The organism is Dyella sp., from assembly GCF_035503745.1.
Lineage (GTDB): Bacteria > Pseudomonadota > Gammaproteobacteria > Xanthomonadales > Rhodanobacteraceae > Dyella_B.
The window spans coordinates 21,358-43,568 of record NZ_DATJTC010000020.1; the positions used below are offsets into that span (position 1 = coordinate 21,358).

The following is a 22,211-nucleotide window of genomic DNA, read 5'->3' on the forward strand; positions in this document are numbered from 1 at the left end:
GGTCAGCAAAGACGTTGAGCCGTGGCTACCTGGCCGTCGATGGCACGCGCCGGTGGCGCCGTCGCAGCAGCGGGCGAGGGGCATGGCCGTGTTGCGCACGCTGCTCAATCCGGACGCCGTGCCGCAAGCCAAGGCGAAGGCGACGTCGCCGAACCGATTGTATGAGCTGTCCTATGTGCTGCACGCGCCAAAAGCTGGCTTGCGCAGCCTTACCTTTCCCATCGCCATCCGTCGGGCCGAACAAAGAAAGGGAGCCCACGACGCGGGCGACTTCTACGCCATGCAGTTCGGCGTCAACGGCGCTGACGGCACGTCGGTCGGCTGCGGGTACATTGGCCTCCAGCCGCGCGAGGACGGCAAGGCATTGGTCGTGTTCTCCGGCAGCGGCCCCCGTTTTTCCGCGCTCGAAGGAAGGCCGGAGGCTGACGGCGGTTGCGGCGCCAGCAACAGCACCCTTATCGATTTTCAGTTCGGTCACACGTACGAACTGACCGTCGAACGGGACGCGTACGACCCCAGCGTGCTGCGGGCGTACGCGCAGAACGTCTCCAACCCAGCGCGTCCTGGCCCGCGTGAGCACGTCAAAGACCTGCGCGTGGACCGGGATGTGACATTGGCCGCCAGGCAGGAGGGCTTCATCGAACACTATGGCAAGGCGATCAGCAGGAGCGCGGAAATCGGCCGCACCGAGGGCATATTTCACGCGCCGTTTGGCCGATCGATGCAAGGCCGGCATGTCGGCGGTGCGCTGACGCAAGGCCAATTGAGCGGGCGCTTTGGCACCTCGACAACCGGCAGGCGCGTGACCGCCGTCGAGGGCGGCCAGGTCAAGGCGGTCAGGGTCACGCTTTGGGGCGTGCGCTGAACACGCAGGGCGACGCAGCGCGCGTTGTGTTTCGCCGGCAAAAAAATCCCGGCACGTTGGCCGGGATGTCCGATGCGATGCATCGCAGTGCTTGGCAGTGGGCTTGTTGGGTCACCAGTGATAGATCACTTTGGAGTAATAGTAACGCCCATTGAAGCCGTTGGGTGAAAATTCTGAATACGGGATGGTGCCGTCGTTGTTGTTGGCCGCGATCACCTTGTCCGGATAGCTGTTGCTGGCATTGTCCACGCCGAGCGTGAAAGTCCAGTTGCCGAGGTTGTAGCTGCCGGCCAGATCCAGCACCCACTGGGGGCTGAAGGTCTGGTTGAGCAGATACGTACTGTTGCTGTAGGCGGTGAAGCTGCCATAGCGCGTGAGGTTGCCGTTGAACGCCCAGTGCCCGAGCGTGTAGTTCTCGTTGAGGATCAGCTTGCTGCGCGGCGTGGAGTTGGCCAGCAGGCCCTTGATGTCGCGGTAGCTCACGCGCTCAAGCTCAAGGCCCAGTGCATCCAGTTGCGATGGATTGGGCGCGACGCCAACGACTTGCGTGCGGTTGTAGTTGTAGCTCAGGGTGCTGTCGAGCAGGCCGTCGTTGCCAAAATCCGAACGATAGCTGGCGACCAGGTCGCCGCCTTGCGTGCGCGTGTTCACCGCATTGGTGAAGTACTGGGCCGAGCTGAACGCGATGTCGGTGATGCCGTGCGCGGCCAAGTAGGCCACCACGGCCGGATCGTTCAGGCCGCTCAACGTGCTCGATAGCACGATGCGGTTGTAGATCTGGATCTGGTAGACGTCGAAGGTCAGCGTCAGCGGATCGATCGGGTTGTACACCGCGCCGATCGTGTAGTTGTGCGACTTCTCCGGCCGCAGCGCCTGCGCGCCCAGCAACTGCGCCACCGGGTTGTTCACCGGCAGCAAGCCGGTCTGGTAGATGCCTGGCGCGATGCCGGGGCCGGCGCTGCTGGGGGTCAGGTACAGCGAGCCGACCTGCGAATAGTCTTCCTGTGCCAGCGAGGGCGCGCGGAAACCGGTCGATGCGCTGGCGCGCAGCGCGAAGCGGTCGGTGAAGTCGTAGCGCGCCGCCAGCGCGCCGGACACGGTGTTGCCGAAGTCGTTGTAATCCTCATGGCGTAGGGCGATGGAGGTGCCGAGCTTGTCGGTGAGATTGGTTTCCAGGCTGACGTACTGGGCCACGTCGCTGCGGCTCCACGAGCCGGTGTTGATCGGGCTGTAGCCGCTAAAGCCCTGCGCGCCGCCGCTTACGCCAGAGGTGCCCACGTAGTAGGCATCCGGATCGCCCGCGCCGATGCTGTAGGTGTCGCGCAGATACTCCGCGCCGAACGCCAGCGTCACCGCGTTGGGCAGCCAGCCCACGTTGAGATCTTTGGCGACGTCCACGTCCACCGCTTCCTGCGCCGCCGAGACGATGCCGTCGAAGAAATGGGTCGGCGTGTAGCCGAAATCGTGCAGGAAGGCATAGTTGGCGGTGTCGATGGTATCGAGCGCCACGCGATTGCCGCCGTAGTTGGCGCTCACGTCCCAGCGCCATCCGTCGGTAGTGCCGCGCACGCCGGCCACCAGCGCCTGGTCGGTGCTGTGCGCCTGCAGCAGCGGCTGGTAGCCGTCGGGATAGATCGCGCTCAGCGCCGTTTTTACCGACGAGGGATACAGATACGGGTTGCGGTACAGCTCATCGGAAATCGCGTCGCGCTCGTGGTAGCTGCCGAACGCGTAGAACTGCACGTTGCTGGTGATGTCGTACTGCGCATTGAGGAACAGGTTGTGCTGGCTGATCGACGGATCGCCAAAGACCTGCTTCTCGCCCAACTGCGGATAGCGCACGTCGGCGCCGCCGTGGTTGGTCGGATCCTGGTGGCCATCGTCCACGCTGATGCGCAGCCAGCCCTTGTCGCCGCTGAGCGGGATGCCGACGTTCGCCGAGCCCAGCCACTGCCGGCCGCCGCCGCGCTGGAACTGGCCGCCGTCCAGTTCTACCGAACCGCCCTGCGCGCCATGCTTGAGGATGATGTTGATGACGCCGGCGATCGCATCGGAGCCGTATTGCGCCGACGCGCCGTCGCGCAGCACTTCGATGTGGTCGATCGCCGATAGCGGAATGGTGTTCAGGTCTACCGGCGCCGAACCGCGGCCGATGCTGCCATCGGTATTGACCAGGGCGCTGGTATGCCAGCGCTTGCCATCCACCAGCACCAGCACTTCATCCGGCGCCAGGCCGCGCAATTGTGCCGGGCGCTGCGAATCGGTGGTGTCGGTGGCCGCCGGGCGCGGGAAGTTGAGCGAAGGGATCAGGCGCGCCAGCGCCGTGGCCAGTTCATTCGTGCCGGTGCTTTGCAGCTGGGCGGCCGGAATCACGTCGATCGGCGACAGCGACGCGCTGTCGGTTCGGTTCTGCGAGTGCGTGCCGGTGACGATCACGGCCTGCAGGTTCTTGGCGTTGCTGGCCGGGGTGGCCTGGCTGGCGTCCTGTGCCGACGCGTGCGTGGCGATGGCGAGCAAGATGGCGACGGTAAGCGGCGGCGTTGTGGTCTTATCGAGCAGTTTCTTCATCCCATGTATCCCCTAGCGTGTCTTTGTTGCTATGCAACAATTTCAGATTAGTGACAAAGTCCCCTCGCGGCAACGGATGATTGGGCGTTTCAAAGTCCAATTGGGAATATTGAGCGCAAACAGCTGCTTGTATACCGATTCTGGCCCCCGCCGCGTGCGCGCGTCAGCGCCAGCGCGCGCCGGTGACAAGCATGCATCGCGGTGCGGTGTAGATAGCGTCTAGATGCGCCGCTTCGCTGCCGGGCTAGGCGTGCATCGGCCCCAAGCACTACCATGCCTGCGCCTGAGGTGACCGCCGGCATTGCACGGTGGTTGAAACGGGAATCCGGTGCGTTCGCGCGAACCCAAGCCGGAGCTGCCCCCGCAACGGTAGGCGAGCAAGCGTTCCACACCAAGCCACTGCGAAGCGTGCGCGGGAAGGCGTGGATCGCAGGCCCTTGGCCTCGCTCGCAAGCCCGGAGACCGGCCTTGAGGCGTAACCAACCGGACGGCGGAGGGCCATCGGGTGACCGCTGCGTTCGCAGCCGGTGTCCTTGCCTCCGCGTCCGTTCGATCATAGCCAGGCCGTGTACGCGGGCGCAGGAAGGAGAGTGGAAATGGTGAAGTTGCGATCAGCATCCGTCACGCGCGGGGCACGCGCATGAACGATCGGATCTCGCGCGACCTGATGACGCCCCAGGAGCGTCACCGCGAACGCATGCAGCGCAAGAAAGCGCTGGTCGATCGCAAGATCGCCGCTGCCACCATCGATCGCGGCGTACTGGTGGTGAACACCGGCAACGGCAAGGGCAAGAGTTCGTCCGGTTTCGGCATGCTTGCCCGTTCGCTCGGACATGGCTTCAAGTGCGGCGTGGTGCAATTCATCAAGGGTACGTTTTCCACCGGCGAGGAGGCGTTTTTCCGCCGTTTCGCCGGCGACCTGCTCGACTATCACGTGATGGGCGAAGGCTTCACCTGGGAAACGCAGGACAAGGCGCGCGACATCGCCGCCGCGCAGGCGGCCTGGATGCAGGCCGCGCGCATGCTGGCCGATCCGGCTTACGATTTCGTCCTGCTCGACGAACTCAACATCGCACTGGTCAAGCAATACGTATTGCTTGAGCAGGTGTTGAAGGCGGTCGCGGCGCGCCCGCCGCGCCAGCACGTGGTGATCACCGGGCGCGGTGCACCCGACGGGCTGATCGCGGTCGCCGATACGGTGACCGAAATGCGCGTGGTCAAGCATGCGTTCGACGCAGGCATCAAGGCGCAGAAAGGCGTGGAGCTGTGAGCGCGATGCGCCGCTGTCCGGCCCTGCTGGTTTCGGCGCCCGCGTCGGGGCAGGGCAAGACATCGGTCACCGCCGCGCTGGCGCGCTGGCATGCCCGGCACGGACGTCGCGTGCGCGTGTTCAAGACCGGGCCGGATTTTCTCGATCCCATGGTGTTGGAGCGCGCGGCGGGTACGCCGGCGTATCAGCTGGATCTGTGGATGTGCGGCGAGGCGGATGTACGCCAACGGCTTTACGATGCAGCGTCGGACGCCGACCTGATTCTGGTCGAGGGTGTGATGGGTTTGTTCGACGGTGCGCCATCCAGTGCCGATCTGGCGCAGCAGTTGGGCTTGCCGGTGATGGCGGTGATCGACGGCGCGGCGATGGCGCAGACCTTCGGCGCGCTTGCTTGCGGCCTTGCCACGTATCGCGCCGGCCTGGCGATGTACGGCGTGGCCGCCAACCGCATCGGCAGTGCTTATCACGCGCAACTGCTCCAGCAGAGCCTGCCCGCGTCGTTGCAATGGCTGGGCGCGTTACCGCGCGAGGATGCGCTGGCGTTGCCGGAACGTCACCTGGGTCTGATCGCCGCGGGTGAACTGGCCGATATCGATGCGCGCCTGGATGCATTGGCCCAGGCGTGGTCCGCACACGCGGCGACGACGCTTCCGCCGCCGGTGAGTTTCCCGTTGCCGGCCGTCGATGCCATCGCGCCCTCGTTGACGGGTGTGCGCATCGCCATCGCGCGCGACGCGGCATTTTGCTTCATTTATAGGGCCAATCTGGACCTGTTGCGCGCCGCCGGTGCCAGCCTGCATTTCTTTTCGCCCTTGGCGGGCGACGCGTTGCCCGACTGCGAGGCGGTATGGCTGCCGGGCGGATATCCGGAATTGCACTTGGCTGCGCTGTCGCAATGCCATCACCTGCACGCGGCCCTGCGCGCGCACCGCGATGCGGGCAAACCCATCCTGGCCGAATGCGGCGGTTTGCTGTTTGCGCTCAATTCGCTGGCCGACCGCGACGGCAACCAGGCACCCATGGCCGGCCTGCTGTCCGGGTACGCGGTTGTGCAAGCGCGCCTCGCGGCGCTGGGCCTGCAAAGCGTGGCGTTGCCGGAGGGCGTTTTGCGCGGGCACACCTTTCACTATGCCCAAGCCTGGATCAGCGCCCAGCCGCTCGCGCATGCCAGCAATCCGAACCAGGGGCCCTGTAAGGAAGCGGTTTATCGCGACCGGCGGCTTACGGCCAGCTTCGTGCATTTCTATTTCCCGTCGCAGCCGCAGGCTGCCATGCAGCTTTTTCTGCCATGAACATCGCGGTGCTGATGATCGCCGCCGTGCTCGCCGACCGGCTGCTGGGCGAGCTGCGGCGGGCGCATCCGCTGGTGGCATTCGGACGCATGACGAACGCGATCGAGCGGCGCATGCATGCCGACCGGCGCATGGCGGGCGTGTTGGCGTGGTCGCTGGCGGTGCTGCCATCGGTGCTGCTGGTGTGGGGGTTGCAGTGCGTAGCGCCGCGCTGGGCGTCGCAAGTGATCGCCGTGCTGGTGTTGTATTTCACGCTGGGTTTGCGCAGCCTGGGCGAGCACGCCCGTCCGGTGGCGGCGGCGCTGCAGGCCGGCGAGCTGGATGCGGCGCGTAGCGCGGTGGGACGCATGGTCAGTCGCGATACGGCGGTATTGAATGCCGGCCAGGTCGCCGCGGCGGCCACCGAATCGGTGCTGGAGAATGGCAACGATGCGGTGTTCGGTACGCTGTTCTGGTTCGCGCTGCTCGGCGCGCCGGGTGCGCTGCTTTATCGATGGGCCAACACGCTCGATGCGATGTGGGGTTACCGCACACCGCGCTACGAGCGCTTCGGCTGGGCCGCCGCGCGCATCGACGATGCGTTGAACTATGTGCCAGCCCGGCTCACCGCGCTCACCTACGCCTTGTGCGGAAACTTTCATCGCGCGTTACGTTGCTGGCGCACGCAGGCATCGCAATGGGACAGCCCCAACGCAGGACCGGTGATGGCCGCCGGCGCCGGTGCGCTGGACGTGCGCCTGGGCGGCGCGGCGCCCTACCATGGCGTGTGGGAAGAGCGGCCGCCGTTGGGCGAGGGCGATGCACCGAGTGCCGCGTCGGTGCTTCGCGCCTTGCGTTTGCTGCGCGATGGTGTGATCGCCTGGCTGGTGGTGGCGTTGTTGCTGGGGATGGCGATCCATGGAGGCGTGCATGCTTGAACACGGTGGCCGCTTGCAGCGCGCGGCGCGCGAATACGACATTGCGCTGGATCATTGGCTGGACCTGTCCACCGGCATCAGTCCGTTCGGCTGGCCGGTGCCGGCCATTCCGTCCTCGGCGTGGCAGCGCCTGCCCGAGGACGACGATGGCCTGATCGACTGCGCGCGCAGCTATTACGGCGCACCGCACGTGCTGCCCGTGGCCGGTTCGCAGGCGGCGATCCAGGCCCTGCCGCTGCTGCGTGCGCCATGTCGCGTTGGAGTCATTGCGCCCGGCTATGCCGAGCACGCGCAAGCCTGGCAATGCGCGGGCCATGCGGTGGAGCGTCATCCGGCCCAGGCGCTGTTGGCCCACCCGCAGCGGTGGGATGTGCTGGTGCTGATCCATCCGAACAATCCCGGCGGCGAACGTTTCGGTGTCCAGGCGCTGCTGCAGCTGCATGCGGCACTGGCTGCGCACGGGGGCTGGCTGGTGGTGGACGAGGCGTTCATGGATGTGACGCCGGGCGAGAGCCTTTGTGCGCATGCCGATCGCGACGGATTGATCGTGTTGCGTTCGGTGGGCAAGTTTTTTGGCCTGGCCGGTGCGCGCGCCGGCTTCGTCTGCGCGACGGCGGCGTTGCTGCATGCGTTGCAGGAAAGGCTTGGGCCATGGACGCTGAGCGGGCCGACGCGTTACGTGCTGCGGCAGGCGCTGGGCGATCGCGCGTGGCACGCGCAGGCGCGGGCGATGCTGATCGAGACTAGCGAAAAGCTGGCGCGTTTGCTTGCAAAACACCGCCTTGAGCCAAGCGCAGGTTGCGCGTTGTTCCAATGGTGCCGGCACGATGCCGCGCAAACCGTGCATCGCGCCTTGGCGCGGATGGGCATCCTCACACGGCTGTTCGAGGACGTGCCCAGCCTGCGTTTTGGTCTGCCGCCGGATGAAGCGGCATTCCATCGCCTGGATACGGCGCTAGCCCAGGTGATGCGATGACGGCACGCGTGCTGATGGTGCAGGGCTGCACCTCCGATGCGGGCAAAAGCGCGCTGGTGACCGCGCTATGCCGCTGGGCATATCGGCGCGGCCTGCGCGTGGCGCCATTCAAGCCGCAGAACATGGCCTTGAATTCGGCCGTCACCGCCGATGGCGGCGAAATCGGGCGCGCGCAGGCGGTGCAGGCGCAGGCCAGTGGCCTGGAGCCGCGCGTGGATTTCAATCCCGTGCTGCTCAAGCCCAACAGCGACACCGGTGCGCAAGTGATCGTGCACGGGCATGCCGTGGCCAATATGGATGCGCGTCATTACCACCACTACAAGCGCATCGCCTTTGATGCGGTGATGGCATCGCATGCGCGCTTGATCGCCGCCTACGATGCGGTGATCGTGGAAGGCGCGGGCAGTCCGGCCGAAATCAATCTGCGCGATCGCGACATCGCGAACATGGGTTATGCCGAGGCGGTGGATTGTCCGGTCATCCTGATTGCCGATATCGATCGCGGCGGTGTGTTCGCGCACTTGGTCGGCACGCTTGCCCTGTTATCGGAAAGCGAGCGTGCGCGCGTGGCGGGGTTGGTCATCAACCGGTTTCGCGGCGATCTGGGTCTGCTGCAACCGGGACTGGACTGGTTGCAGCGCGAAACCGGCAAGCCCGTGCTGGGTGTGTTGCCGTACTTGCAAGGTTTGCACCTGGAGGCGGAAGACGCCTTGCCGCGCGAATACGCCCCCAAGCCCGAAGCGGTGCTGCGCGTCGCGGTGCCCGCACTGCCGCGCATCAGCAACCACACCGATATCGACGCGTTGCGCGCGCATCCTCAGGTCGATCTGCGCATGGTCGCTCCGGGCCAGGCGCTGCCGCCGTGCGAGGTGATCATCCTGCCGGGCTCCAAATCCACGCGCGCCGATCTGGCGTGGCTGCGTGCGCAAGGTTGGGACGCCGGGATCGCCAGGCATCTGCGCTACGGCGGCAAGCTGATCGGTATCTGCGGCGGTCTGCAGATGCTCGGGCGTGCCGTGCACGATCCGCTCGGCATCGAGGGCGAGCCCGGTTCCAGTGAAGGGCTGGGCTGGCTGGACCTGGAAACCACGCTGGCGCCGCACAAGCAGTTGCATCGCGCGCAGGGGCGGCTCACCTTCGCCGATGCGCCTGTGGCCGGTTACGAGATTCATTGCGGCATCAGCCAGGGACCTGCGCTGGCGCTTCCGTTCGCGCGACTGGACGATGGCCGCTCCGACGGCGCACGCTCTGCCGACGGACAGGTGATCGGCAGTTATCTGCACGGACTGTTCGATGACGCGCAAGCCCTGCTTGCGCTGCTGCGGTGGGCGGGGCTGCACGATGCCACTACGGTCGATGTGCATGCGTTGCGCGAAGCGGCCATCGACCGGCTGGCCGACGCGGTCGAACGACATCTGGATATTTCTATGCTGGAACGACTGTTGGGCATGACCACATGCGTACCTTGATCCTCGGTGGCGCCCGCTCCGGCAAGAGCGCGCTCGCCGAGCGGCTGGCCCACGGCAGCGGGCGCGAGGTGGTGTATCTGGCCACCGCGCAGGCGGGCGATGCGGAGATGGCCGCGCGCATCGCGCACCATCGCGCGCGCCGTCCGGCGTCGTGGCTGAGCGTGGAGGAACCACTCCATCTGGCCCATGCGTTGCGTGCGCATGTGCGCGAGGATCGCATTGTGCTGGTCGATTGCCTGACGCTTTGGCTGAGCAATCTGCTCGGCGACGCCGATGCACAGCGTTTCGAAAGGGAGCGTACGGCCTTGCTCGATATCCTGCCGGGGTTGCCCGGCGAGGTGTTGATGGTCAGCAACGAAGTTGGCCTGGGCATTGTGCCGCTAGGTGAACTGACGCGCCGTTTCGTGGACGAAGCGGGGCGCCTGCATCAATCCCTGGCCGCGATCTGCGAACGCGTGCTGTTCGTCGCGGCGGGGCTGCCCATGGTCTTGAAAGGAACAATGTCATGAGTTTCCACTGGCTTACCGCCCCTTGTGCGCAACCGGACCTGGCCATCCTCGGCGAGGCTGCCGATCGCCAGGAACAGCTGACCAAGCCGCCCGGTTCGCTGGGCATGCTCGAAGCGCTGGCGGTTGATCTGGCCTCGCTGCAGCACACGCCCACTCCCGCGCTGGACAAGGTGTGGATCAGTGTGTTCGTGGCCGACCACGGCGTCGCGGCGGAAGGCGTATCGGCGTTTCCGCAGGTGGTCACTGGCGAGATGGTGCGCAACTTCGCCAGCGGTGGCGCCGCGATCAGCGTGTTGTCGCGCAACCTGGGCGCGACGCTGGACGTGGTGAACCTGGGCACGGTGAACGATCCGGGCGAGATTCCCGGCGTGCGGCGCCAGATCATTGCGCCCTCTACCGCCAATTTCTGCGAACAGCCAGCGATGACCGAGCAGCAGCTAGACAGCGCGCTGATGATCGGCGCGGAAAGCGTGCGCACGGCCAAGGCGGCCGGCGCGCAGTTGTTCATCGGCGGCGAGATGGGCATCGCCAATACCACCGCGGCCGCGGCACTGGCCAGCGCGTTGCTGCAGGAGCCGCCTTCGTGCCTGGCCGGTGCCGGCACCGGACTGGATTCGGCCGGCGTGCTGCACAAGGTTTCGGTGATCGAGCGCGCGCTGGCGCAACATGCCGGTGCACAGGGCGCGCTGGAGCAGTTGCGCTGCCTGGGCGGTTTCGAAATCGCCGCACTGGCCGGCGCGTTCGTCATGGCGGCGCAGGTCGGCATGCCGGTGCTGGTGGACGGCTTCATCACCACCACCGCCGCGCTGGTGGCGGTGCACCTGCAGCCCCAGGTACAGCCGTGGTTGCTGTTCGCGCATCGTTCCAAAGAACACGGACACGCGCGGCTGCTGCGTGCGCTGCAAGCCGATCCCGTGCTCGATCTTGGCCTGCGCCTGGGCGAGGCCAGCGGTGCGGCGGCCGCCGTGCCGTTGCTGCGCCTGGCCTGCGCGCTGCACAACGGCATGGCGACGTTCGCGCAGGCGGGCGTGTCCACGGCATGAGCGTGTGCATCGATCTTTTGCGTCACGGCGAAACCGGGCAGCGCAGCTATCGCGGCCAGCTCGACGACGCGCTGACCGAATTGGGATGGGCGCAATTGCGCGCCGCCGTCGAGGGACGCGAATGGGATCTCATCGTTGCGTCCAGCCTGCAACGTTGCGCGGCTTTTGCTCGCGAGTTGTCATCGGCGCGCGGCCTGCCATTGCGGCTCGATCCGCGCCTGGCGGAGTATCACTTCGGTCGCTGGCAGGGCGTGCCGATCGAGCGTATCGCCGAACAAGAAGGCGACGCGCTGGGTCGCTTCTGGGCCGATCCGGTGGCGCATCCGCCGCCGGGCGCGGAAAGCTTCGCGGCATTTCATGATCGCCTCGGCGCGGCGCTGGACGAGGTGGCGGCGCAAGCAGGCGCGCGCCGCGCGCTGGTGATTACCCACGGCGGCGCGATCCGCCTGTTGCGCTGCCGGGTGGAGCGGCGCGGCTATGGCGACATGGCCGGCATTGAAGTGCCGCACGCTTCCCTGCATCGTGTGTGCTGGCCCGTTTCGGTAGCCGCATGATGCGCAGCCTTTTGGTGGCGATTGGCTTCCTGACCCGACTGCCGGTGCCCGCCGGCGTGTTCGACGATGAGCGCGCGAAAGCGCATTCCCTGGCGTGGTATCCGCTGGTGGGTCTGCTGATCGGCGTGGTGTTGGCGATGCTCGCCTGGTTGTTGCGCAATTCGCCCATGGTGTTGTCGGCGACCCTGATCGTGCTGGCGTGGGTGCTGATGACCGGTGCATTGCACCTGGATGGCCTGGCCGATAGCGCCGACGCCTGGGTTGGCGGTCTGGGCGATCGCGAGAAGACGCTGGCGATCATGAAGGATCCGCGCTCGGGCCCCGCCGGCGTGGTGGCGCTGATCCTGGTGTTGCTGCTGAAGGTGGCGGCGATTCAGAGCCTGGGCACGTTCCAGTGGTTGGCCCTGCTGCTTGCGCCGTTGCTGGCGCGCGCCAGCCTGGTCTCGCTGTTCATCACCACGCCCTACGTGCGCAGCCGTGGACTTGGCGCGGCGCTTGCCAACGCGCCGGGCCGGGCCTGCGCGATCTCGCTGGCCATGACGGCCGGATTGTGCGCATTGGCCAAGTGGCGTGGCGCGCTGGCGCTGCTGGTCGCGGTGCTGGTGTTCGGGCTGTGGCGGCATGCCTGCCAGCGGCGCCTGGGCGGCTTTACCGGCGACACGGCCGGCGCGCTGGCCGAAATGGTGGAAGCGGCGGTGCTGGTGGCGCTGGCCGTGCATTGAGCCATCGCCGCGGTTGAAATCCTGGCCCACGACCCGATAATGCCCGCTGCCCGAGGCCGCCAGGCCGATGGCGCTGCGGAGTGTGTCCATGCCTATCTACGAATTCCAATGCAGTGCCTGCGGCCATCGTTTCGATCGCCTGCAGAAACTGTCCGATCCCGATCCGGCCCAGTGCCCGCATTGCGGCGAACCCAGGGTGCAGCGCCAGCTGAGCGCACCATCCTTCCGGCTGGCCGGCGGCGGCTGGTACGAAACCGATTTCAAGAAAGACGGCGACAAGAAACGCAACTTGGCAGGCGAGGGCGGTACCGGCAAACCGGCCGAAGCCGGCGGCGCTGCCGCGTCGCCTGCACCGGCGCCGGCGCCAGCCAGCAAGCCGGCCACCACCACAGACTAAAAACTCCCCTGCGCGCAGCAGGGGAGGGGTGAGGAGGGGGGAAGCCCTTCATGTTGCTCATAGGCTTGCGCAAGTGCGGGCGACCCCTCCCAGCCTCCTCCTGCTTGGGCAGGGGGAGGGGCCAGGGGCAACGGTGTTAACATTCCGGTCTTTTCCACGCTAATTCGCCGCCCCGTCGGCCCGGAGTTTCAAGCGCATGCGCACGCATTACTGCGGCCTCATCAACGAATCGCTGGTCGGCCAGGCCGTCACCCTCTGCGGCTGGGTCAACACCTTGCGCCTGCAAAGCCACGTTGCTTTCGTCGATCTGCGCGACCATGAGGGGCTGGCCCAGGTAGTGATCGAGCGCGAAAACGCCGCGGCCTTCGCCGTGGCCGGCGAGCTGGGCTACGAGTATTGCGTGCGCGTCACCGGCAGCGTCCGCAAGCGCCTGTCGGCCAACGACAAGCTCAAGACCGGCACGGTGGAGCTGCTGGCCGAGCGGGTGGAGATTCTCAATGCCGCGAAGGATCTGCCCTTCGCGCTGCACGAGAATCCCAACGAAGACATGCGCATGACTTACCGTTACCTGGATCTGCGCCGTCCGGAGATGCAGGCCATGATGCGCACCCGCATCAAGCTGGTGCAGGCGCTGCGCCGCTATCTGGACGCGCGCGGGTTCCAGGACATCGAAACCCCGATCCTCACCAAGGCCACGCCCGAAGGCGCGCGCGATTACCTGGTGCCCAGCCGCGTGCATCCGGGGCAGTTCTACGCGCTGCCGCAGTCGCCGCAGCTGTTCAAGCAGATCCTGATGATGGCCGGCTTCGATCGCTACTACCAGATCGCCCGCTGCTTCCGCGATGAAGACCTGCGCGCCGACCGCCAGCCGGAATTCACCCAGCTCGACCTCGAATTCGCCTTCGTCGAAGAAAAGGATGTGCAGGATTTCGTCGAGGCGATGATTCGCCATGTGTTCAAGGAGGTGATCGGCGCGGAACTGGCCGCGACCTTCCCGCGCATGACCTGGGAGGAAGCGATGCGTCGCTTCGGTTCGGACAAGCCGGACCTGCGCATTGCGCTGGAACTGGCCGACGTGGCCGACGCGCTCAAGCACGTCGAGTTCAAGGTGTTCGCCGAGCCCGCCAACGATCCGGCCGGCCGCGTGGCCGCGCTGCGTGTGCCCGGCGGCGCCGCGCTGAGCCGCAAGGAGATCGATCAGCTTAGCGAATATGTCGCCAAGTACGGCGCGAAGGGCCTGGCCTGGATCAAGGTGGACGATCTGGCCAAGGGCCGCGAAGGCGTCAATTCGCCGGTGGCGAAGTTTCTCGATGATGCGGCGCTCGATGCCGTACTCAAGGCTACCGGCGCGCAATCGGGCGACATCGTGTTCGTCGGCGCGGGCAAGTGGAAAACCGTCACCGATTTCATGGGCGCGCTGCGCTTGAAGGTCGGCAAGGATCGTGGTCTGGTGGAAAACAGCTGGAAGCCGCTGTGGGTCACCGACTTCCCGATGTTCGAATACGACGAGGAAGAAAAGCGTTTCGTCGCCCTGCATCACCCATTCACCGCACCCAAGGTCGACGACATCGCCCAGCTGCGCGCCAACGCCGCCAACGCGGTCAGCCGCGGCTACGACATGGTGCTCAACGGCGCCGAGATCGGCGGCGGTTCGATCCGTATCCATCGCCCGGATATGCAGAGCGCGGTATTCGACCTGCTCGGCATCGGTCCGGATGAGGCCCAGATGAAATTCGGCTTTCTGCTCAAGGCGCTGAAGTTCGGCGCGCCGCCGCACGGTGGACTGGCCTTCGGCATCGATCGTATCGCCGCGCTGATGGCCGGCACCGAATCGATCCGCGACGTGATCGCGTTCCCCAAGACCACCAGCGCGCAAGACTTGATGACCGATGCCCCTTCGCCCGTCGGCGACGCGCAGCTCAAGGAGCTGCACGTGGCGGTCGCGATGGGTGAAAACGCGAAAGGTTGATGCATGTATGCCATGCCGGGCGATCCGGCATGGCATGCTCGCTGCGACATCGCCATCGCCTGACTCATGACCGAACACATCATCCTGCTGCACGGCCTGTGGATGCGCGGTTTCGCGCTTGGCCTGCTGCATCGCCGCCTGATGGAGGACGGCTTCCGCGTCCACCGCTTCGACTACATGAGCGTGGCGGCGACCCAGCAACACATCCTCGCGCGGCTGCGCAGCGGCATGGCCGAGTGCGCGCCGGAGCCGGTGCACCTGGTGGGCCACAGCCTGGGCGGACTATTGGCGTTGCGCGCCTGCCTGGAGATGCAAGGCCTGCCGCCGGGACGCATCGTGTGCCTGGGTTCACCGCTCAAGGGCAGCGCGGCGGCGCGGGCCTTCGCCGGCCTGTGGCGTGGCGGCGAGGTACTTCTGGGCAACAATCGCATGCTGCTGGAACAGGGTTTTGAATCCTGGAGCGGGCCGCGCGAGGTGGGCATGATCGCCGGCTGCATGCCGATCGGGCTGGGTGCCATGCTCAGCCAGATCCACGGGGAGCACGACGGCACCGTCGCCGTGGAGGAGACCCGCCTGCCTGGCCTGGCCGACCACTGCGTAGTCGAAACCAGCCATACCGGGCTGCTGTTTTCGGCGGAAGTGGCGCGGCTGAGTGGTCAATTTTTGCGCAATGGGCGCTTTGACCCCGCCGAAGCCTGAGCTTTTCCCCTCCCCCTGCTTGCAGGGGGAGGTTGGGAGGGGGGGAGGTGCTCTTGCTTCTTCTGGAGGGCTTCACCCCACCCCAACCCTCCCCTGCTGCACGCAGGGGAGGGGGCGGGTCGCGGCGAGATGGAAACGCTACGTCTTTGATTCGCGCTCGCGCTTGCTCTTGGCTCCTCCCCCTGCTTGCAGGGGGAGGCTGGGAGGGGGTAGCGCTCTTGCTTCCGCTGGTGGGCTTCACCCCACCCCAACCCTCCCCTGCTGCACGCAGGGGAGGGGGCAGGTCGCGGCGAGATGAAAATGCTACGTCTTTGATTCGCGCCCGCGCTCGCTCTTGGCCCCTCCCCCTGCTTGCAGGGGGAGGTTGGGAGGGGGTGACGCTCTTGCTTCTGCTGATGGGCTTCAACCCATCCCAACCCTCCCCTGCTGCACGCGGGGGAGAGGATTATCCGCTGTGGCGCGAGGCGTTTATCCCTCCTGCGTGACACGCAACACCTCCTCGATGGTGGTGATGCCTGCCACGGCTTTGGCGATGCCGTCCTCGTACATGGTGCGCATGCCTTCGGCGCGCGCCTGCCGCTCGATCTCGCCGGCGTCGGCGCGCTGCATCACCAGGCGCCGCAACGGATCGCTCATCACCAGAAATTCCATGATCGCGCGCCGGCCGCGATAACCGGTGGGATTGGCCTGGCTGCTGCCCGGCTTCCACAGGCGGATCGGCCGTTCGTCGGTGTATTTGTCCAGCTCGAATTCCTTGATGACCTCCGGCGGCGCGTCATAAGGAATGGCCGTATCCGGATCGAGCCGGCGCACCAGGCGCTGGGCGAGGATGCCGTTGACGGTGGAACCGAGCAGGTAATCTTCCACGCCCATGTCGAGCATGCGCGTGACGCCGCCCGCCGCGCTGTTGGTGTGCAGGGTGGACAACACCAGATGGCCGGTGAGCGCGGACTGGATCGCGATGCGGCAGGTTTCCAGGTCGCGCATTTCGCCGATCATGATCACGTCCGGATCCTGACGCATGATCGAGCGCAGCGCGTTGGCGAAATCCAGACCGATCTGCGGTTTCACCTGGATCTGGTTGATGCCTTCGAGCTGGTATTCGACGGGATCTTCGACGGTGATGATCTTCACGCCCGGCGTGTTGATCTTCGATAGCGCGGTGTACAGCGTGGTGGTCTTGCCCGAGCCCGTGGGACCGGTGACCAGCAGGATGCCGTGCGGGCGTTGCAGCACTTCCACAAAACGTTGACGGAAGTTTTCGGTGAAGCCCAGCGAGGCGAAATCGAACACCACCGTTTCGCGGTCCAGGATACGCATCACCACCGACTCGCCGAAGCTGGTCGGCACGGTGGACACGCGCAGGTCCAGCTCCTTGCCCTGCACGCGCAACTGGATGCGCCCATCCTGCGGCAGGCGGCGCTCGGCGATGTTGAGCTTGGCCATGATCTTCACGCGGCTGATCACCGCGGCGGTGGAACTTGACGGCGGCGCTTCGACCTCGTGCAGCACGCCGTCGATGCGGTAGCGCACTTTCAGGCGATTCTCGAACGGCTCGATGTGCACGTCCGAGGCGCGCTGCTCGACCGCGCGTTGCAGAATCAGGTTGACCAGGCGAATCACCGGCGCTTCGGAAGCGAGGTCGCGCAGATGCTCCACGTCGTCCTCTTCGGCCGCGCTGCCGTCGAGGTTTTCCACGATCGTGCCCATGGCCGAACGGCCCTGGCCGTAATAACGCTCGATCAAGTCGTCGATTTCCGACCGCACGCCCACGCATAAGGACACCGGCCTGCCCGACGCCAGGCGCACCGCATGCAGGGGATAGGGATCGGCCGGATCGGCCACCATCAAGCTCAACCCGTCGTCGCCCGCGCGCACCGGCACCACATGCTGCTGCTTGAGGAAGCGGATGGAGATATCCAGATCGGCGGGCGGCATGTCCGGCGCATCGCGCGCGGCCAGCAGCGGCGCATGCAGTCGCTCGGCCCAGGCCTCGGCGAGGTCGCGCTCGGACACCAGCCCCAGGCGTGCCAGGAGGGCAGTCAGGGTGCCTTCGGGGGCCTCCTCGTGCAGGCGCCTGGCGCGCGCAAGGTCGTTGTCTTTCAGGCGCCCACGCGCCACCAGCAGTGCGCACACCGCCGCTTCATGGTCATCCGTGGCCTTCATTGCCCCGACGGACGCCGGCTTTACGACTGCCGACATAATCACCCCGCTTGTGACTGACGTCTCATCTATAACGTTTCGCCGCCCGGCGTCCCCACTCGTCGAACAGGCCAATCCCATTGGTAGCACAACCGTGAAGCGGCTGGCGAGCCTTGCGGAGTGGCTGCCTGCGCATAGTGTGACCGGCCGTTCATGCTGTGAGTGGGCGGTAGGGCCTGGCTGGCTCGATCCACATGCATGCGTACGGCAGCCCATGGATCGAGGCATCCCTCAATGAGACAATGAAAACTTTAAAAGGGTTCGCATGCAGCTCGTCGATATCGGTGCCAATCTCACCCATGAGTCGTTCCGGCACGATTTCGATGCCGTGCTCGACCGTGCCGGCGCGCACGCCGTCGTCAAAATGGTTGTCACGGGCGCGTCACACGCCGGCAGCGAACATGCGCTGGACTTGGCCCGCGCCCATCCGGGCCTGTTGTATGCCACGGCAGGCGTACATCCGCACCATGCGATCGACTACCTCGACGCCACCGACGCGCGCCTGCGCGAGCTTGCGCGTGCGCCCGAGGTGCGCGCCATCGGCGAAACGGGCCTGGACTACAACCGCAACTACTCGCCGCGCGAGGTGCAACTGCAGGTGTTCGAACGGCAACTGCGCATCGCGGCCGATGCGGGCAAGCCGCTGTTCCTGCATCAGCGCGATGCGCATCACGATTTTCTGGCCTTGCTTAAGCGCTATCGCGATAAGGTGCCCGCCGCCGTGGTGCATTGCTTTACCGACACGCGCGAGGCGCTGCACGATTATCTTGCGCTCGATTGCCACATCGGCATCACCGGCTGGATCTGCGACGAACGGCGCGGCACGCATTTGCGCCAATTCGTGCGCGAGATTCCTGCCGACCGCTTGATGATCGAAACGGATGCACCTTATCTGCTGCCGCGTACGGTGAGACCGCAGCCGAGCCACCGGCGCAACGAACCGATGTATCTGAGGCATATCTGCGAAGAGATCGCACGCGACCGTGGCGAGGCGGTGGAAGTAACCGCGGCCAACAGTACGGCCACGGCCAAGGCTTTTTTTGGCTTATGACTTAGGCCGATTTTCCGCAGAACGCCTCTACGCGGCCAGAACGCGCGTCTGGCCCGGCAACAACCCATCCAGTGCATAACCGCCGACCCGCACGCGTATCAACCGCAGCGTGGGAAACCCCACCGCCGCCGTCATGCGCCGCACCTGCCGATTGCGCCCTTCGCGCAGCGTGATCGAGATCCAGCTGGTGGGAATGCTCTTGCGAAAACGCACCGGCGGATCGCGCGGCCAAAGCCATGCTGGCTCATCGGCTGGCTCGACCAGCGCCGGCAACGTCGGCCCGTCGTTCAGCACCACGCCGCGGCGCAATGCCTGCAAAGCTACATCGCTCAACGCACCATCGACCTGCACCAGATAGGTTTTGGGTTGCTTGTGGCGCGGATCGGTCAACCGATGCGCCAGCGCGCCATCGTCGGTAAGCAGCAACAACCCTTCGCTGTCGTGATCGAGCCGTCCGGCCGGATAGACGTCCTTCTGGCGCACATAGCCGGCCAGCGTGGGACGTCCGTCGTTAGTGGTGAACTGGCACAGCACACCGAACGGCTTGTTCAGCGCGATCAGCATGCGAAGACAGGCCGCTCAGTGCGAGGCCGCGCTCGAGGACGACGCGGCCGGCGCGCCGCTGGCCGCCGGCTTGACGAAGCGCAGCGTCATGCGATCGGATTCGCCGATCGCTTGGTACTTCGCGCGGTCCTGGTCGCCCAGCGCCAGCGTCGGCGGCAAGGTCCACACGCCTTTGGGATAGTCCTTGGTGTCCTTGGGATTGGCGTTGATCTCGCTTTGCGCGTCCAGCTTGAAGCCGGCGTCGGTGGCCAGCTTGATCACGTAGGCGGTGGGCAGGTAGCCCGATGCCTTGACCGCATCCAGCGTCGCCCCGGTCGCGGCGCGATGATCGACCACGCCAAGCACGCCGCCAGGCTTGAGCACGGCGTAAAAGGCCTTGAACATGGCCGGCGCCGTGCCGGCCATCGCCCAGTTGTGCACGTTGCGGAAGGTGAGCACCATGTCGGCCGATCCGGCCGGGCCGAACACCGGCGACTGCGGGTTGAAGGTGACGATGGCGGCCTTGCCGAATTGGGCCGAATCGCCGGCGAACTCCTTGCGCAGGGCGGCGACATCCTGCTTGGCCTCGGCGTTGTTGTCGGCCACCGCGGCGATGTAATGGCCGTTATCGCGCAGCAGCGGGGCGAGCACCTGGGCATACCAGCCCGCGCCGGGAGTGATCTCGATCACCGTCTGGTCCGGCTGCAGGCCAAAAAACTGCAAGGTCGCCTTGGGATGGCGATAGACGTCACGCGCCTTGTTGGCGGCCGAACGCCAGGAGCCGGCGAGCACGGTATCGAGCTGGGAGGCGGTGAAATCGCTGGCGCTGGTCGGCGGCACCAGGTCTCCCTTGGGCTGATCCTGCACGGGCTGGTCCTGCGCGGCTTGTTGCGCATGGGCAGTGCCAGCGAGCAGCAGCGCGGCGGCCAAGCTGAAGGCGAGCGTGGCTTTCATGACAACTCCTTGCATCGGTGTCCGCGGCATGATGCCGCCAGTCGTGTACAGCCGGTGTGGACATTTTACATTTAATTTACTTCGCCCGGCGACCGACTTGTGCGGCGGGCGGGTGCGCCCCGCCCGCCTGCGCGTCAGAACGGCCGCGGGCAGACCGATTGCAGCCCATCGATGTGCTCGTGCAGGTCCGGCGCGATGCCCTGCCACATGGGGTCGAGAATGAAGTCGATGCCCTCATAGCGGGCAAGCTTCGCGGCGGGGATGAAATCGGCGTCGCCGGCAACCAGGATGATCTGGTCCACCTGCCGCTTGTAGGCGAGCGCGGCAATATCGATACCGATCTTCATGTCCACCTGGGTCTGGCGCATGTCCGGCTCGAAATGCTCGTCGCCCAGCTCGTCCCAGTACAAGGATTCCTCGCGCAACTGCTGGTAAGCCTGGTGGCGCAGCTTCCATTCGCCGCGGTCGGCCAGGCGCCCCAGTCGCAGCGCCATCTTGCGCTGGCGGCGCAGTTGATCGTGCAGGTCGCGCCGGAACGAAGCGGCGGAGGTGCGGGCGAAATCGATGCTTTCGCCGCTGATCGGCTTCACCAGCACCTTTTCCAGCGGCGGGCAATCGTAGAAAAAGATGCGGTACAGCGCTTCGCGCGGACGATCCAGTACCTTGAGGTGTTCGAGCGCCATGCCGAAAACGGTCTTGGCCACGGTCCGTGCGTCGTTGGCATCGCGGTCGCCCCATACCTTGCGATAGCGGGCAAGAAAGAAAGCGCCGTCGACGAGGATGGCGGTGCTGGGCATAGAAAATCCTTATGAGTGTCGCAGAGGGTTTCTTTATGTCGACTCCCATGTGGTCGACCGGCGTATTCTACGTGAAGGTACCGTAGGGGTTGCCGTCGTTCTACGTCAGATTTTGCCGTCTGCGACTTACACCATAGGACTACACCAACAACGGGACGGAGCATGTGCTTGAAGCGCTGAACGCGATCAAGCAGTGGACGTTCAACCTGCCCGCCACGGGCCCGCATGCGGCGGACGCGTAGGGGGACATTCGCATACCCGTGCAATTCAGCCTGCACGCGTTCGGCAGCTCGCCGCTGGACAGCGACGGAAAATGGCGGGTCTACGTACCCGGTCCACGCGCCCAGGTGCCCTGGCAACAACAAGTGCCCAGGGCCTTTACCCGCGCGCAAGGCCGGGCCGCGACCGGACGGCTAAAGCGGCGACGCTTGCGGTTGCCACACCGGCATCTGGCGCTCATACCTCTGCGCTTCCTCCAGCAGCCACTGGCGAAACGTGGCCATGCCGCGATGGTCTTGCGAACGCGGCGGGTAGACCAGGTAATACGCCTCGGGCACCGGCAAGTAGCGATCGCCCAACACCACCAGGCGCCCCGCGTCGATCAGCGACTTGGAGGTGACCATGCGCCCCAGCGCCACGCCCAGCCCTTCCAGCGCGGCCTGGCGCAAGGCATCGACGGTATCGACGTGGGCCACGTAGCGGCGCGGCGGCTCGCCGCCGTAGTGCGCAAACCAGTCGTTCCAGCGGTTGTTACGGTTGGGATCGCCGATCAGCGGCCACTGCGCCAGATCCAGCGGATCGGCATCGCCCATGCGCGCCACCAGCTCGGCCGCCGCCACCGGTGCGATCCATTCGCCGAACAAACGCTCGCTGCGTAAACCTTCCCATTCGCCCTTGCCATAACGCACTGCCGCATCGACTGCTTCGCGTTCGAAATTCACCAGCGCGGACGTGGATTGCAAATTCAGCTGCAGCTCCGGATGCGCCGCGAGCAGCCGTGGCAGGCGCGGCATCAGCCAACTGGAGGTGATGCCGGGACTCGCGCTCAGGCTCAACGCATCGTGGCGGCGTTCGCGGTAGCGCGACAGCGCGTGTTCGATGCCGTCAAAGTGTTCGCCCACCGCTTCGAGCAGCTCGCAACCTTCCACGGTCAGGGTCACGCCGCGCGGGCCGCGTTCGAACAGGCGCCGCTCAAGGCGCTCCTCCAACTGGCGCATCTGATGGCTGAGCGCGCTGACGGTGAGATTGGCCTGGTCGGCCGCGCGCGACAGATTGCCCAGGCGGGCAATGTGCACGAATTGCTGCAAAAGACTGAGTGGAACCCGGCTCATGTTGAATGCCCCTCAAACCTGGCTTGCGAATATATCGCTTTTCCGGGCGCGCACAGGCCAGTACGTTGAACATACCCCAACCC

At 65.8% G+C, this 22,211-nt stretch carries 20 protein-coding genes and 1 riboswitch; of the genes, 14 read left to right on the forward strand and 6 right to left on the reverse strand.

Annotated elements, in window-relative coordinates; translation table 11 throughout:
* Nucleotides 1–82: 82 nt before the first annotated feature.
* Nucleotides 83–865, forward strand: a complete 783-nt coding sequence (locus VME63_RS07885) for a hypothetical protein (protein ID WP_325432013.1) — start codon at nucleotides 83–85, stop codon at nucleotides 863–865.
* Between the two features lie 111 nt (nucleotides 866–976).
* Here VME63_RS07885 and VME63_RS07890 read toward each other — a convergent pair whose 3' ends face one another.
* Nucleotides 977–3,433: a TonB-dependent receptor gene (locus VME63_RS07890; RefSeq protein ID WP_325432014.1), complete on the reverse strand. Its 2,457-nt coding sequence runs from the start codon at nucleotides 3,431–3,433 to the stop codon at nucleotides 977–979.
* A gap of 269 nt (nucleotides 3,434–3,702) precedes the next feature.
* Nucleotides 3,703–3,918, forward strand: a riboswitch (cobalamin riboswitch).
* Between the two features lie 182 nt (nucleotides 3,919–4,100).
* Between VME63_RS07890 and cobO the strand changes: the two genes are divergently transcribed.
* From cobO to VME63_RS07950, 12 genes are all read left to right on the forward strand, one after another.
* On the forward strand, nucleotides 4,101–4,703 hold the full coding sequence (gene cobO, locus VME63_RS07895; RefSeq protein ID WP_325432189.1) for a cob(I)yrinic acid a,c-diamide adenosyltransferase: 603 nt from the start codon (nucleotides 4,101–4,103) through the stop codon (nucleotides 4,701–4,703).
* 5 nt (nucleotides 4,704–4,708) lie between these two features.
* Nucleotides 4,709–5,995, forward strand: a complete 1,287-nt coding sequence (locus tag VME63_RS07900; protein ID WP_325432191.1) for a cobyrinate a,c-diamide synthase — start codon at nucleotides 4,709–4,711, stop codon at nucleotides 5,993–5,995.
* Nucleotides 5,992–6,912, forward strand: a complete 921-nt coding sequence (gene cbiB / locus VME63_RS07905; protein WP_325432015.1) for an adenosylcobinamide-phosphate synthase CbiB — start codon at nucleotides 5,992–5,994, stop codon at nucleotides 6,910–6,912. The genes VME63_RS07900 and cbiB overlap by 4 nt, the downstream gene beginning before the upstream one ends.
* Nucleotides 6,905–7,888 (forward strand): threonine-phosphate decarboxylase CobD, encoded by a 984-nt coding sequence (gene cobD / locus VME63_RS07910; protein ID WP_325432017.1) that lies wholly within the window; start codon nucleotides 6,905–6,907, stop codon nucleotides 7,886–7,888. Before cbiB ends, cobD begins: the two co-directional genes overlap by 8 nt.
* Nucleotides 7,885–9,357 (forward strand): cobyric acid synthase, encoded by a 1,473-nt coding sequence (locus tag VME63_RS07915; RefSeq protein ID WP_325432019.1) that lies wholly within the window; start codon nucleotides 7,885–7,887, stop codon nucleotides 9,355–9,357. Before cobD ends, VME63_RS07915 begins: the two co-directional genes overlap by 4 nt.
* Nucleotides 9,345–9,866: a bifunctional adenosylcobinamide kinase/adenosylcobinamide-phosphate guanylyltransferase gene (cobU, locus tag VME63_RS07920; RefSeq protein ID WP_325432021.1), complete on the forward strand. Its 522-nt coding sequence runs from the start codon at nucleotides 9,345–9,347 to the stop codon at nucleotides 9,864–9,866. Before VME63_RS07915 ends, cobU begins: the two co-directional genes overlap by 13 nt.
* Complete coding sequence (gene cobT / locus VME63_RS07925; RefSeq protein ID WP_325432023.1) at nucleotides 9,863–10,909, forward strand: nicotinate-nucleotide--dimethylbenzimidazole phosphoribosyltransferase; 1,047 nt, start codon at nucleotides 9,863–9,865, stop codon at nucleotides 10,907–10,909. Before cobU ends, cobT begins: the two co-directional genes overlap by 4 nt.
* Nucleotides 10,906–11,463, forward strand: a complete 558-nt coding sequence (locus VME63_RS07930) for a histidine phosphatase family protein (protein ID WP_325432025.1) — start codon at nucleotides 10,906–10,908, stop codon at nucleotides 11,461–11,463. Before cobT ends, VME63_RS07930 begins: the two co-directional genes overlap by 4 nt.
* Nucleotides 11,460–12,185 (forward strand): adenosylcobinamide-GDP ribazoletransferase, encoded by a 726-nt coding sequence (locus tag VME63_RS07935; protein WP_325432027.1) that lies wholly within the window; start codon nucleotides 11,460–11,462, stop codon nucleotides 12,183–12,185. Before VME63_RS07930 ends, VME63_RS07935 begins: the two co-directional genes overlap by 4 nt.
* Nucleotides 12,186–12,273: 88 nt before the next feature.
* Entirely contained in the window at nucleotides 12,274–12,582 is a 309-nt protein-coding gene (locus VME63_RS07940; RefSeq protein ID WP_325432029.1) for a zinc ribbon domain-containing protein, read from the forward strand.
* A gap of 196 nt (nucleotides 12,583–12,778) precedes the next feature.
* On the forward strand, nucleotides 12,779–14,551 hold the full coding sequence (gene aspS / locus VME63_RS07945; protein WP_325432031.1) for an aspartate--tRNA ligase: 1,773 nt from the start codon (nucleotides 12,779–12,781) through the stop codon (nucleotides 14,549–14,551).
* A gap of 66 nt (nucleotides 14,552–14,617) precedes the next feature.
* Nucleotides 14,618–15,250, forward strand: coding sequence for an alpha/beta hydrolase (locus VME63_RS07950; protein ID WP_325432033.1), 633 nt, complete (start codon nucleotides 14,618–14,620; stop codon nucleotides 15,248–15,250).
* 468 nt (nucleotides 15,251–15,718) lie between these two features.
* On the opposite strand, the gene gspE is transcribed toward VME63_RS07950, so the two are convergent.
* Entirely contained in the window at nucleotides 15,719–17,452 is a 1,734-nt protein-coding gene (gene gspE, locus VME63_RS07955) for a type II secretion system ATPase GspE (protein WP_325432035.1), read from the reverse strand.
* Nucleotides 17,453–17,717: 265 nt separating this feature from the next.
* Here gspE and VME63_RS07960 point away from each other — a divergent pair, with 265 nt between their 5' ends.
* Nucleotides 17,718–18,503, forward strand: coding sequence for a TatD family hydrolase (locus VME63_RS07960; protein WP_325432036.1), 786 nt, complete (start codon nucleotides 17,718–17,720; stop codon nucleotides 18,501–18,503).
* 27 nt (nucleotides 18,504–18,530) lie between these two features.
* On the opposite strand, the gene VME63_RS07965 is transcribed toward VME63_RS07960, so the two are convergent.
* From VME63_RS07965 to VME63_RS07980, 4 genes are all read right to left on the reverse strand, one after another.
* Nucleotides 18,531–19,067 (reverse strand): pseudouridine synthase, encoded by a 537-nt coding sequence (locus VME63_RS07965; protein ID WP_325432037.1) that lies wholly within the window; start codon nucleotides 19,065–19,067, stop codon nucleotides 18,531–18,533.
* 15 nt (nucleotides 19,068–19,082) lie between these two features.
* Entirely contained in the window at nucleotides 19,083–20,000 is a 918-nt protein-coding gene (locus VME63_RS07970; protein WP_325432038.1) for a methyltransferase, read from the reverse strand.
* Between the two features lie 134 nt (nucleotides 20,001–20,134).
* Nucleotides 20,135–20,797, reverse strand: a complete 663-nt coding sequence (locus VME63_RS07975; protein ID WP_325432039.1) for an NYN domain-containing protein — start codon at nucleotides 20,795–20,797, stop codon at nucleotides 20,135–20,137.
* Between the two features lie 413 nt (nucleotides 20,798–21,210).
* Complete coding sequence (locus VME63_RS07980; RefSeq protein WP_325432040.1) at nucleotides 21,211–22,128, reverse strand: LysR substrate-binding domain-containing protein; 918 nt, start codon at nucleotides 22,126–22,128, stop codon at nucleotides 21,211–21,213.
* Between the last annotated feature and the right edge of the window lie 83 nt (nucleotides 22,129–22,211).